Source organism: Asprobacillus argus (assembly GCF_032248395.1).
Taxonomy (GTDB): Bacteria; Bacteroidota; Bacteroidia; order Flavobacteriales; family Flavobacteriaceae; genus Polaribacter; species Polaribacter argus.
The window spans coordinates 128,364-140,429 of record NZ_JAVTTO010000001.1 but is presented as its reverse complement, the minus strand read 5'-3'; the positions used below and the strand labels follow the sequence as shown (position 1 = coordinate 140,429).

Here is a 12,066-nt window from a genome sequence, read left to right as displayed (position 1 = left end):
CTACAAATAGTTTAAGGGTACCATCCAATCATCAATAATCAAATAGCTTTAGGGGTCTACCGTAGTTTAAATTGTAAATGACGCCAAGTTGCATATTCACCAACCACTCATTGTGCCGATTTTCTGAAACATCAGCTTGCAAGCCATCCAGTGCGTCTGTGAAAAAGTACTGCCAATTAAATTGAAAATTCAAATTAATACCATCAGATAGATTATATCTTGTACCGAAGCCTAATGAAGAAGCTAAGGAAGTTCCATTTCCAATGTCTAATGCTCCTTCGGCTCTATATTTTTCTGGTAAGACATCTCTGTTGGTTGTCCAATCTCCCATTTCAGACCTTAATTTGTTATTGTAAAAAGCGTATTGAACACCAGCTAATATATATGGATTCCATTTAATGTCGTAAGAGTTATAAAGGAAATCTCCAAGCCTGTTAATATAGTACTCGAATTGCATTCCAACACTCGTAAAGCTAATAGCTCCATCCATTGCGCGAAGCTGTTCGGCCGCATAGGAGTCTCGTTCCGCCCATTTTCCGAAATGTTTTAATTTATTTCCTGTAACAATATTCAACTCAGATCGGATGGCAAGTCTACTCAAAAAGCTCTGATCTGTAGCCCATCTAGACCCTGTATTAAAGAAATGCATAGTGTGTGTAAGACTAATAGAAGTTCCTACATTTCCGTATTCGCTAAGGAAATTGCCTCGCTCTCCATAGTCAGTTTGAATAGTATTTGTACCGAAGTGTAATCCAACATCATGAGTAAGATGTTGTCCATAAGAAGTATACATGGCGCACGTGCACACGCATACTATTGTAAGTATTTTTTTCAACAGATTAGGGGATTAGGGGATTTCTGTTAGAAACAAATATATAAAATATTCCTAGGGAAACAAAAAAAGTGATTAATTTATTGAAATGCTCTGATCATAAGTGAAATTGGATCTTACCTTTAAGACCTGATCGTAATAGATAATTTCTTCTGGTTGAATCCTTTTCAAGAAGTCTCCCGTATCCCATTTTCCATTATTGTTCTTATCTATAATTACTCGAATCAAATGACTTTTGGGAATCAATAAGGGAAATTGAAGTGTAGTAGAACTATTTGTAAACTTCCTATATATCAATGAACCATCTTCATAAGTAAGTTCTACAATCAAATTCTTGGAGTTAGGATTATTTACACGAAGGTTGATGGCTCCATAATCTTCTAAATCTTTGGTCCCAAAAATGTAATTAAGACTGTCATTTTCTAAATTATAAATATCTCGAATGGCTTTGGGTAAAATGGATAAAGTGTATCTCTGTTTGTATCCTTTTTTAAAAATAAAGCCTAATTTGTTTTCCGTATTAGAGATAAAACTTTGGTAAGGAACATTAACGGTGTCTTTATCTACTAATGAAACTTTACTAGTGTCTAATGAGATAATAGGGTTATTAGCATCAATGTAGAAAGTATCCTTTAGCTCTAAGATACTTCTAGCGGCAGAACTAAAAGAAAGGGAATCAAGTTTTTTCTTTCTCAATCTTACCGTAACCGTATCTACTATGTCTTTATTTCTTACTAAGAAGTTTAGCGAATCGGCGTCTATTAATGAATGCCAGTAATTAAGGGTATCTCTTCCTTTTTCAAATCTAGAAATACTTTTAAAGTTGTCTGGAACTTTAGATAAAAGTTCTAGTTCCATGTCTTTTGCATCACCTTGATAGCTGAAAAGTAATTTTCCTTTGCGAACCTCTTTAGCTTTTTTAAAATCGTATGGCAATATTTCTTTAAAAAGAGAAATGGGAGTATTTAAAATACTGTCTCTTGGCAGCACAACGGTATCATTGTAAAAACCAATTTTATCTTCTTTTGGTGCAAAAATATAATCACTAGATTTATCTTTAAGTCCAATAAGTAAATACTTCCCTTCTTGTAGATTAGAAAAATTATATATGGTACTATCTAATGTGCTAGTAACATAATTAGGTTTTTGTTTATATATAATGGAATCTGTGAAACTAGAATCTATCCTGTATAGCAATAATTTAATATCTTCCTCTGGTTTTTTAAAAAAAGCGTCTTTAATACTTCCTCGTGTGGTTAAAGAATCTATATAGGTGCCTGTAGAGAAGACATATTTAAATCGTTCTAATTTATTTCCCTCATTATTATCTTCAACACTATTTCCAAAATCAAACGTATAGGTAGTATTTGGTTGTAAAGTATCTAGAATCTGAATGGAAATCTCTTTGCTAGCCGTTCCTTGAGGAGAAATTAAAGGAGGGTATTTTAAAGGTGGAGATACTACTAATTGTTTGTTAACGTTCTTCAGTCTGACGTACTCATTGAATGTGATTTTAATTTTCTTTGCAGTAAAATTAAGCGACTCGTAAGGAGGGTTTGCAACTACAAATAAAGGTTTATCTTCATCTTTTGGGCCACCTGTGGGTCGACCTCTTTTTGCACAACTTAAAAAAGAGCCTATAAGGATAACGATTAAAAAGTATCTAAAAAAAGAATTCAAATGATAATTTATTTTACACAAATGTACTAATATATTTCTCTTAAGAACGATAGCTTTTACCGAATATTTTATTCGGCAAAAGCCATGGTTATAATGCTTATTTTAATGCCTTCAACTTTTTGTAATTCAAGACAACAAGACGTTAATGTAGCGCCAGTGGTAATTACATCATCAACAAGTAAAACATGTTTATTTTTCAACGCTAAAGTATCTTTTAAATAGAATTTAGAAGTAGTGTTCAAAAATCTGTCCATTCTATTTTTAAAAGTTTGGGTTTTGGAGAAGGATGTTCGAACAAGAATGTCTTCTGTATATGGCTTATGAAGTATTTTGCTAATACTTTCTCCAAATGTTGTCAATTGATTATATCCTCTTTTACGTTTCTTTTTTTTATGTAATGGAACAGGAATGATTATATCTATATCGCCTAAAACATGAAGGTCCGCCAACATAGACCCAAACCAGTTTCCTAAAAAAGCACCTACCTCTTGTCTTCCTCTATACTTTAAATTGTGTATGAGTTCTTTAACTTTTCCTTCTTTTTGGAAATGCAAAAGAGTGTTGGCATTTTCAATGTGAATTTTACCATAAAAGATGTCCGTTATTTTATTTTTTTTAAAATCCGTGTAACAAATTATGGGTAAATCATGTCTACATATTGTACAGACCAAAATTTCATTTGATAGCAATAGATTTTTGCAACAAATACAAATTTTGGGATAAAATAACGAATATATATCTTTTAAAAATTGCATCTTTACACAGCTTTTTTTAGTAAGTTACAAAAAACCAATCAGAATTGTCAAATAGATTAAAATTCTTCAGAGTTGCTGTTAAGAACTTAAAAACATCAGGTAGCATTACACCTAGCTCACGTTTTTTGGCCAAGAAAATGTTGTCCGATATTGATTTTACAAAAGCAGACGTTTTAGTAGAATTAGGGCCAGGTAATGGAGCGATTACAAAAAAGATTCTGAGTAAAATGCATAAAGAAGCAGTACTAGTTTGTTTTGAAATAAACGATGTTTTTTATCAACAATTAAGAAATATAGATCATCCTCAATTGGTGGTTTTAAATGAATCTGCAGAGAATGTGATTGAAGCGCTAGGAAAATTAGGACATTCAAAAAGTTGCCATATTATTTCGAGCTTACCTTTATCAATTATTCCTGATGGAATTTCGGATAAAATCTTACATAATTCATTTTCTAGTTTAGAAATCAACGGTACTTTCATTCAATATCAATATTCTCTTACCTATTTCAAGAAACTAAAAAAAGTATTTAAAGAATCAATTTCTCTTGGATTTGAAGTTTTGAATGTCCCTCCAGCATTTATTTATAAGTGCAAAAAAGTCAACTAATTTTTATTGATAACTTTTATTGAATGCTGTATATTTGCCCACATTATGGCAAATACAGAAGATCAGTTTAAGAAGGTTATATCTCACGCAAAGGAGTATGGTTATATTTTTCAATCAAGCGAAATATATGATGGATTAAGTGCGGTATATGACTATGCTCAAAATGGAGTTGAGCTAAAGAAGAATATTAGAGATTATTGGTGGAAAGCCATGGTACAGATGCATGAAAATATTGTTGGAATTGACGCAGCTATATTGATGCACCCAACTACATGGAAAGCCTCAGGTCACGTAGATGCTTTTAATGATCCTCTTATAGATAACAAAGATTCTAAAAAAAGATATAGAGCCGATGTCTTAGTAGAAGATTATTGCGCTAAGATTGAAACAAAGATTGAAAAAGAAGTCAAAAAAGCAGCGAAACGCTTTGGAGACACCTTTAACAAAGAAGAATTTCTAACCACAAATGGTAGAGTTTTAGGATATCAAGAAAAAATTAACACCATACTTTCTCGTTTGGCAAAATCGTTAGAAAGTGAAGATTTGGCAGATGTAAAAACATTGATAGAAGAACTGGAAATTGCAGACCCATTATCGGGTTCTAAGAATTGGACAGAAGTAAAGCAATTCAATTTAATGTTTGGAACCAAGTTGGGAGCCTCTGCAGATACTGCGATGGATTTATATTTACGTCCAGAAACGGCACAAGGTATTTTTGTTAATTTCTTGAATGTTCAGAAGACCGGACGTATGAAAATTCCGTTTGGTATTGCCCAAACTGGAAAAGCATTTAGAAATGAAATTGTTGCGAGACAATTCATTTTTAGAATGCGTGAGTTTGAGCAGATGGAAATGCAATTTTTTGTAAAACCGGGAACTCAAAAAGAATGGTATGAACAGTGGAAAGAAACACGTTTAAAATGGCACCTTTCTTTAGGGATGGGAGCTGATAAATATCGTTTCCATGATCATGAAAAACTAGCACATTATGCAGATGCGGCGTCAGATATTGAATTTAAATTCCCATTTGGCTTTAAAGAACTAGAAGGTATCCACTCCCGTACAGATTTTGACCTAAAAGCACATGAAGAGCACTCTGGGAAGAAATTACAGTATTTCGATCATGAAGAAAACAAGAGTTATGTGCCTTATGTAGTAGAGACTTCCATTGGATTAGATAGAATGTTCTTATCTGTATTAGCTACTTCACTAGAAGAAGAGACATTGGAGAATAATACAACGAGAACAGTGTTGAAATTACCGGCTGTATTAGCACCTTTTAAAGCGGCAGTATTGCCGTTAGTTAAGAAAGATGGTTTGCCAGAAGTTGCACGAAAAATTGTAGAGGAGCTTAAATGGGATTTTAATGTGTTTTATGATGAGAAAGATGCAGTGGGGAAACGTTATAGAAGGCAAGATGCTGCTGGTACACCTTTTTGTATAACTGTAGATCACGATACTTTAGAAAATCAAACGGTAACTATCCGTCATAGAGATACTATGGAACAACAACGAGTAGCTATTGACGATCTTAGAGCTATTATAGATAAAGCAGTAAATGTAAAAACCTGGTTGCAGAAAATGTAATCTTACCAAAAGCATTGGAAGAAAGAGCTGGGTAAAATTTTAATCATAGCATATACCAATGCGACTAGAACAATTACGCAAAAAAAGATAACCCTCTTTATTACTTTTTCACCTCTTTTAAAAAAATCAACGACACCTACGTCGTTAAATAATTTTGAATTGGAAGATTTTAACAAATCTTGAAGTGATCTTAATCCAGTAACAAGCCCCCAGGTTATATACAGAGCGGCGCCCAAAATTGCTACGGACATGCATAAGATGGTAGTTAAGGCGATGCATTTTACATCATCTTCGACGTTTTGAGTAAATATGTATCCAAGTATACCTAGAAAAATGGTAATATAATACGTAATTCCTTTGGCCAAGACTAAGGCGGTTTCCCTTATAGCATTATATTCAAAATCATAAAGAAGCCTTATGTCTTCTCTTGGGTGATCGTGAGAAATCTTTGCAGTATCTTCTCGCCCTTTTTTCTTACTTTTTTTTTCTTCTTCTTTGGCCAATTCTTCCTATGCGAATGGTTAATAGATAGACAATATACTAAAGAAAGCTCAATTTGTCAGTCTGCTCGGCAATAATTTTCCAAACGCCACCTTCTTTTCTAAGTACATGTGTAGCGCGAATATGAACCGTTTCGAGCTTTCCTTCCTTGTCAATATTTTTACCTATTTCATCATTTACTACAACGGCCATGTCACTGCCAATAGTGTAATGAATATTTGATGGAGTAACATGCCCTCCCAATTTTAACGCGGCTTGCGATTGCCAGTCTTTTAGTACCTCATTCCAACCTATTTTGATGCCTCCGCCAGGGCCCATATAAGTAACATCATCCGCATGCGACCAAATCTCTTTTATGAGACTGATGTCTCCTGTAAACATGTCATTTAATGCCTTATATCGCTTCTGTATCAATAAGATGATTTCTTTTTTGTCTTTGGACATAGCTGAATCGGTTTTTGTACTACATCCGACACTTAAAAATAGTGATAAGAGTAGATATGTGTATGTTTTTTTCATGATTGTTAAAGATATCTTAGAAAGAATCGTATAACAAGAATACGTGAAAAATAAATGCACAGTACTTTTAATGACTTCAGTGAGCTAATAAATTACCTAAGCGGTCAAAAAAACGGTATTAAACAAAATTACGTTAGAAGCTATATCCAACACCGATTCCAACTCTGGGCACAATAATAGGCGAGTCAGAGCCAAACATATTTCGACCTAAACCTCCATGAACATCAATAGTTAGACCACCGGCAGAGGTGTACTTAGAGCCAATACCTATTCCTAAGGCACCATCTGTATAGTCTTTATACGTGGTATTTCCTCCGTTATTGATCTCTTTTTCACCAAAGTTTAACCCAAACCAGCCCTCTCCGAAAAAGTTCCATTTTGCCTCAGTAGTAAAATAATGCCTGAAAAATGGAGTAATCATTCGATCTTCATTATAACGAAAATCAGATCCTTTGCCTTCAAAATTAAATAATGCCGAGATTCCAATCGAGGATTGATCACTCAAATAGTATTCATAAGAAATATCTAGTGTTTTTAAGGCCAATGCATCGGCGATATCAACCTTGATCTCTTGTTGTGCAAAAGAAATAGAACTTATTAATAGAGTAAATGCAAAAAGTGTTTTTCTCATGAGAATCAATTTTATATATAAACAGATTTGTTACGTAGTTATTGTTGTACAAACATACTAATAATTTCGACTGGTTTTAAAAACGATACCCCAAAGAAATTCCTGCTCTACCTACTGCCTCTATGTTTAAAGAGTCACCTAAGTTCCTTCCAATTCCTGCATAAAGGTCTAGCGTAAAACCATTTTTTGAAACGAATTTCCCTCCTACCGAAATACCTAAGGCAAAGTTGGTAGTTGTTTGTTGTAAATAAAAATCCTCGTTGGTATTGAGCATACCAAACCCTTCAACATAAAATCCCTTTGCATATTTATTTGAAAAATATCTTCGATAATAAGGAGTCAGCGAAAAAGTACGATAGGTATCCCCAAAATTGTTATCGTTATCTAAGCCAAACTGAACGGCAACACCAAAAGAAGATTCGGAATTAACAAGGTATTCATAGCTTACGTCGATCCATTCAGAAGTTATTAAGCTTAGTGCGTTAATCTTAACTTCATGACTTTTGTCTGTATCTAGAATGTCAGAATCTTCCTGTGCAAAAGTGATCGCTGGAATAAATAAAAGTAATAGCATAATTTTTTTCATGATAATAAAATTTAAGTTTATAAGGGTTGAGACCTTCCAAAAAGAGTGCCAAACTAAAAAATAGCTCTTAATTGTATGCTCCCCGTATGAATAGTTTTAGAATTCTCGCTTTTACGTCCTAAATAATTAAGGTTTAAACTTAAAAAAGAGTTTAGTTTTTGATTGTACAATGCGCTCCAGGTGTAGTTTTTACCATTCTGTAGTCCTTCTAACATTTGATATCCTACAGGAGAATTAGGGTTTCCTGAAAAATCATTAAAGAAAGCAGTGAAGTTAAGGCTCAACTGGTTCTGTTTTTTACTAGTGAATAAGTATTCTACCCCAAATTTTTGTTGATTTAACTCCTCAAAATCCTGCAATTGGTTTTCTTTAAACTTGTAGTGATAAAAAACGGAAAAACGCTGGTCTTTTGTGTACAAATAACTAATCTTTGGATTGATCTCCAGCGCCTTGATTTCGTAATTACGATTGTTAAAATTTTCTGTTTCTAGATTGTTTTTAGAAGCTTTTCCGAGCAAATCGATCAGCCAGTAGGTAGACAGCTTATGAGCAAACTCTAATTGATGGAGTTTCGTTTTATTATTTTGATTTCCAATAAAAAATTGTTGCTTAGCTCTCGAAGATCCATACGTATAAGACCAACTGTACCTTTGGAGATTTCGATTAAAATAAATGCTATTTCTAAAATTTAAACTTAACCCTATTAAGGAGTTTTCATCAAAATCAAAAGGATTTAAATTAAAGGAGTTTCCAATACGTTGCTGCTCATTTAGAACATTCAAAAACGTTTGATTTTGAAAATGAGAAAGTATCTTTTTTAACCCATTTTTTGAGTTCCATTGTGCTGCATTTAAAGTAAGAGATTGACTCCATTTTACTTTTTGAGTAGCAATATATCTCAGGTTGGGTAAAGGCACTCGTAAATAGTTGGCTTGATCTTGAAACTCTGCTACTTCAAATTCATCAAAATCTTTAACTCCGTCATTATTATAATCAATCCAAGTATAAAAACCTTGCCCAGGTTCCGTTTCGATATATACATAATCTTGCCTCGCAATATTTCCAGAGGATGTTTCATAAATGGTACCGAGACTAACAAAATTGTTGAACAAAAGTTGGTTGTATGCAATTTTAGAATTTAGAGATTTTTCATCTTCGGAGAAGCTGTTTTCCGTAATTCTGTAATTTGCAAATACACTAAGATTAGTGTTTTTGTTTTGAACAAGGCGACTGTTCATATAGAGGGTTTTTCTGTTATTTATCTGGGTAAACTGATTTGTTCGGATACTATCATTATTCCTGTAATTGAACCCTAATTTTGTATAGACTTTAGTAGAATCACCCAGACCAAAATACCCTTCATATTCTTTAAAACGGTGACTGGTATTTATAAAAGTGTTTGTGCCCTTGTTTTTGCGGTCGTTAGTTTCGAAATTAATGAATCCACCAATCCAGCTTTTAGAGAAGCTTTGTTCAATACTACCTTTTGCTCTAAGAAAACTGTTTCTCTCTAATGTTGATGTATTGTGTAATAGGCTCACATCTGTATAGAAAAACGTGTTAGCTGATCTGAATTTTGACTGCAATACATGTTTACTTCCAGTAAAATTATTAGAAAAAGAAAGGTGATCGAAAGTATAGGATATAGCACTTTCTTTTTTGTTGAATAGCCTTAATGTGGTAGATAATTGTCGTTGATTCCCAGTAGGATTGACTAAATTCCAATCTCTATTAAATTCTACTGCTTGAAAACGTTGAACCGTTTGGAAATTTCGATGGATAAAAAGATAATCAACATCACTTAATAGTTGCCATTGCTTATCTAATAAGATTTGTGTCCATTTTATTTTAGTTGCGACTCCCTTATTTTGATTATCATTTATAGTTGAAAATAAGTTTTGATCATTGTTACTCAGTGCAATTTCCGCATTCACAGTGGTCTTCTTATTTGGCTTAAATTGTGAATTGACAACAGCAACCTGTAATTTAGTTGGTGCAAATAATCGAATAATGGGATCATAGTTACCCATATTTGGACCAACATATCTAAATATATTGCCAATGGCAATAGTTCTATCTAATGTGTAATCGCCATTATTAGTGCCTACATTGGTAAATGTGACTGTATAGAGTTCTTGATTTTGATCTGTAGAATATTCAAAGGTTTCAATGGCTCCAACAAACGTTTTCCTATACAGAATCTTGTTTTCAGAAAACTCATCAACAAAAGCACTTTGGGCAACCATTAAGCTTTGGTCATTACCAGCATTTGTTAATATTTGCTTTTGTTCTTCCGTTAAACTTAATTGTAACGGTTGATTTTTAGCATCGCTCTCACTATAGAAATAACCATTTATATTGAATGAATCACTTTTATAATGCCCTTTTTCATAGGTAATAAAACGGGTATAATTTCGATCTGAAAATTGAAACTCTACGCGTATCCTCATATCATTCGTAATAGGATAGGTCGTGTTGAATCGAATTTCTGCTAAGTTGTAATCGATCGTATAGTCTTGATCATCCCCCCGTTGAATTTGTACTCCGTTGACATATACCCGATCGCTACCAGCGACAATAACAATAGCGGGTTCATTGTTCGGTCCAAAGATCTTATAAGGACCTTGATTACTTTCGATACCTACAAAATTAAATGCCGTAAAACGACCTCTAACAACTGCTCCTGATGCTGATACAGCAGATTTTTCAGAGATATTGGCTTCTACTTCCAGTCCAGCCACTTGCTTTTCAAAATTTAAAAAGTAACTGTCTTTATTATTTAAACTAATATCTCCGGCTTTAATGCGCCAATTTGTACTGTATAATTCAATGAAAATACGATCGAAATCGGTAATGTTTTGCGAGTATCCATTTTGTTGTAAAGGAATATTGGTATCAAAAATGTTCGCTCTTATCGACACTTCTTTAGATAGTTTACCCTCAATAGTCAAATCCATGGCAGAATTCGTTACAGCGTTCTGATTGTTCCCAGTAGTAACCCCTCTCGTAATGTATCCACTAGTTTTAAGCCCATCAAAAAGACGAAGGTCAGAAGGTTTTTTATTGGTTGTAAGACTATAGAGTCTGCCAGTAGTGCTGGTTGTAGGAATGATGAATTTTTTGTCGAAAGGGCTATAGGTTTTTGTCAAAAAATCAGGAAAACGATAGTATTCAATAGTGATTTCGGGATACTTTTTAGCGTCTATAATAACATAAGCTTCGCTATAATTGACTTGATACTCCGAATACTTAATAGTCCTTAATTGGGCATCTAGAATTTTGAATTTAAGCGGGTTAATACTAACAGAATCTATTTGAATCGTGTCTTTAACAACCAATACCTTCTTTGATCTAAAGTCTTTTGAGGTAGTTTGAGCAGATACTAAAACTCCAAGAAAAAGAAAGAAAATAAGTAAACCCTTTTTGGTCATAAAGTATCAACGTTATGAAAGCTAAAATAGTCTAAAATAAGGACTGCTGTTTTACAGGGCTTTCATGCTCTAGCAACCATTTCTTTCGCCATATACCACCTGCATAACCAGTTAATGACCCATCTGAGCCAATAACACGATGGCAAGGGATAATAATCCAAATAGGGTTTTTGCCATTGGCGGATGCTACAGCACGAATGGCTTTTGGGTCACCAATCTTTTTGGTTTGTTCTAGATACGTTCTGGTTTTGCCAAAGGGAATATTTAATAGTTCTCTCCACACTGATTGTTGAAAGTCAGTGCCTTGTGGATTTAGTTTTAAATTAAAATTAGTTCTATTACCCGCAAAATATTCATCCAATTGTTGCACACATTCTTGGGCAAATTCGGGAGTGTTTTCAGAGGTTTCAATATCTTGATCTAAAACAGACACGGATTGGATACCTTGATCATCTCCAATAATTTCAGCAGTTCCTATAGGTGTTTTGTAGTATGTCGTTAAAGTATTCAATTTATGCTGTTCGAATTTTATGTTGTTTTAATAAAAGAAATAACGCGCTTACAATAATAATATTCTTAAAGATATATTGACCTACCAATGTAAAACTAAGAGGAGATTCTGTAAATGACCTTTCTGTAAAGATAAACAATGGTAAAAAGGTGCAAACCATATGGACCAATGCTAAATAAAGAACAGGTTTTCTGAAAATATTGGCAATAAGAAATATCCCTATTAGGCTCTCCCAAAGCGCCAACAGTACAATAGATATGTTTTCAGGAATGAGCTCAAACGTGAGCCAATTTATAACATCCAGGGCCAATTTTTCAGCAGGACTTCCTCCAGGGAAAAACTTTAAGATTCCAAACCATAGATAGACCAATCCAATGGAAACTGATAAGATAGTATAATCAGAAACACGTATTTGTTTAACCATT

At 33.6% G+C, this 12,066-nt stretch carries 12 protein-coding genes; 2 read left to right on the top strand and 10 right to left on the bottom strand.

Going from position 1 to position 12,066, the window contains the following annotated elements:
* Window positions 1-31: 31 nt before the first annotated feature.
* The 3 genes from RQM59_RS00665 to RQM59_RS00655 form a co-directional block, all read right to left on the bottom strand.
* Window positions 32-835 carry a THC0290_0291 family protein gene (locus RQM59_RS00665; protein WP_349240126.1) on the bottom strand — a complete coding sequence of 268 codons (804 nt, stop codon included), beginning with the start codon at window positions 833-835 and terminating at the stop codon, window positions 32-34.
* Window positions 836-907: 72 nt separating this feature from the next.
* Window positions 908-2,512, bottom strand: coding sequence for an Ig-like domain-containing domain (locus RQM59_RS00660; protein ID WP_349240125.1), 1,605 nt, complete (start codon window positions 2,510-2,512; stop codon window positions 908-910).
* Window positions 2,513-2,580: 68 nt separating this feature from the next.
* Entirely contained in the window at window positions 2,581-3,267 is a 687-nt protein-coding gene (locus RQM59_RS00655) for a ComF family protein (RefSeq protein ID WP_349240124.1), read from the bottom strand.
* A gap of 44 nt (window positions 3,268-3,311) precedes the next feature.
* Here RQM59_RS00655 and RQM59_RS00650 point away from each other — a divergent pair, with 44 nt between their 5' ends.
* Window positions 3,312-3,875, top strand: coding sequence for a class I SAM-dependent methyltransferase (locus tag RQM59_RS00650; protein ID WP_349240123.1), 564 nt, complete (start codon window positions 3,312-3,314; stop codon window positions 3,873-3,875).
* 45 nt (window positions 3,876-3,920) lie between these two features.
* Window positions 3,921-5,462: a glycine--tRNA ligase gene (locus tag RQM59_RS00645; RefSeq protein ID WP_349240122.1), complete on the top strand. Its 1,542-nt coding sequence runs from the start codon at window positions 3,921-3,923 to the stop codon at window positions 5,460-5,462.
* Between the two features lie 2 nt (window positions 5,463-5,464).
* Here the strand turns inward: RQM59_RS00645 and RQM59_RS00640 are convergent, their stop codons facing one another.
* The 7 genes from RQM59_RS00640 to RQM59_RS00610 form a co-directional block, all read right to left on the bottom strand.
* Complete coding sequence (locus RQM59_RS00640) at window positions 5,465-5,965, bottom strand: hypothetical protein (RefSeq protein ID WP_349240121.1); 501 nt, start codon at window positions 5,963-5,965, stop codon at window positions 5,465-5,467.
* 37 nt (window positions 5,966-6,002) lie between these two features.
* Complete coding sequence (locus RQM59_RS00635; RefSeq protein ID WP_349240120.1) at window positions 6,003-6,482, bottom strand: YybH family protein; 480 nt, start codon at window positions 6,480-6,482, stop codon at window positions 6,003-6,005.
* A gap of 133 nt (window positions 6,483-6,615) precedes the next feature.
* A complete protein-coding gene (locus RQM59_RS00630; RefSeq protein ID WP_349240119.1) occupies window positions 6,616-7,113 on the bottom strand; it encodes a DUF3575 domain-containing protein in 498 nt (165 codons plus the stop codon).
* Between the two features lie 76 nt (window positions 7,114-7,189).
* Window positions 7,190-7,699 (bottom strand): DUF3575 domain-containing protein, encoded by a 510-nt coding sequence (locus RQM59_RS00625; protein ID WP_349240118.1) that lies wholly within the window; start codon window positions 7,697-7,699, stop codon window positions 7,190-7,192.
* A 53-nt stretch (window positions 7,700-7,752) separates the two neighbouring features.
* On the bottom strand, window positions 7,753-11,130 hold the full coding sequence (locus RQM59_RS00620) for a DUF8818 domain-containing protein (protein ID WP_349240117.1): 3,378 nt from the start codon (window positions 11,128-11,130) through the stop codon (window positions 7,753-7,755).
* A 31-nt stretch (window positions 11,131-11,161) separates the two neighbouring features.
* Window positions 11,162-11,641, bottom strand: a complete 480-nt coding sequence (locus tag RQM59_RS00615; protein WP_349240116.1) for a methylated-DNA--[protein]-cysteine S-methyltransferase — start codon at window positions 11,639-11,641, stop codon at window positions 11,162-11,164.
* Between the two features lies 1 nt (window position 11,642).
* Window positions 11,643-12,065, bottom strand: coding sequence for a doxx family protein (locus RQM59_RS00610; protein ID WP_349240115.1), 423 nt, complete (start codon window positions 12,063-12,065; stop codon window positions 11,643-11,645).
* Window position 12,066: the final 1 nt, after the last annotated feature.

Excerpts from the sequence above, each read along its gene's own strand:
- RQM59_RS00625 (WP_349240118.1), bottom strand. The coding sequence starts at position 7,699 with ATGAAAAAAATTATGCTATTACTTTTATTTATTCCAGCGATCACTTTT.
- RQM59_RS00655 (WP_349240124.1), bottom strand. The coding sequence starts at position 3,267 with ATGCAATTTTTAAAAGATATATATTCGTTATTTTATCCCAAAATTTGT.
- RQM59_RS00620 (WP_349240117.1), bottom strand. The coding sequence starts at position 11,130 with ATGACCAAAAAGGGTTTACTTATTTTCTTTCTTTTTCTTGGAGTTTTA.
- RQM59_RS00630 (WP_349240119.1), bottom strand. The coding sequence starts at position 7,113 with ATGAGAAAAACACTTTTTGCATTTACTCTATTAATAAGTTCTATTTCT.
- RQM59_RS00645 (WP_349240122.1), top strand. The coding sequence starts at position 3,921 with ATGGCAAATACAGAAGATCAGTTTAAGAAGGTTATATCTCACGCAAAG.
- RQM59_RS00635 (WP_349240120.1), bottom strand. The coding sequence starts at position 6,482 with ATGAAAAAAACATACACATATCTACTCTTATCACTATTTTTAAGTGTC.
- RQM59_RS00610 (WP_349240115.1), bottom strand. The coding sequence starts at position 12,065 with ATGGTTAAACAAATACGTGTTTCTGATTATACTATCTTATCAGTTTCC.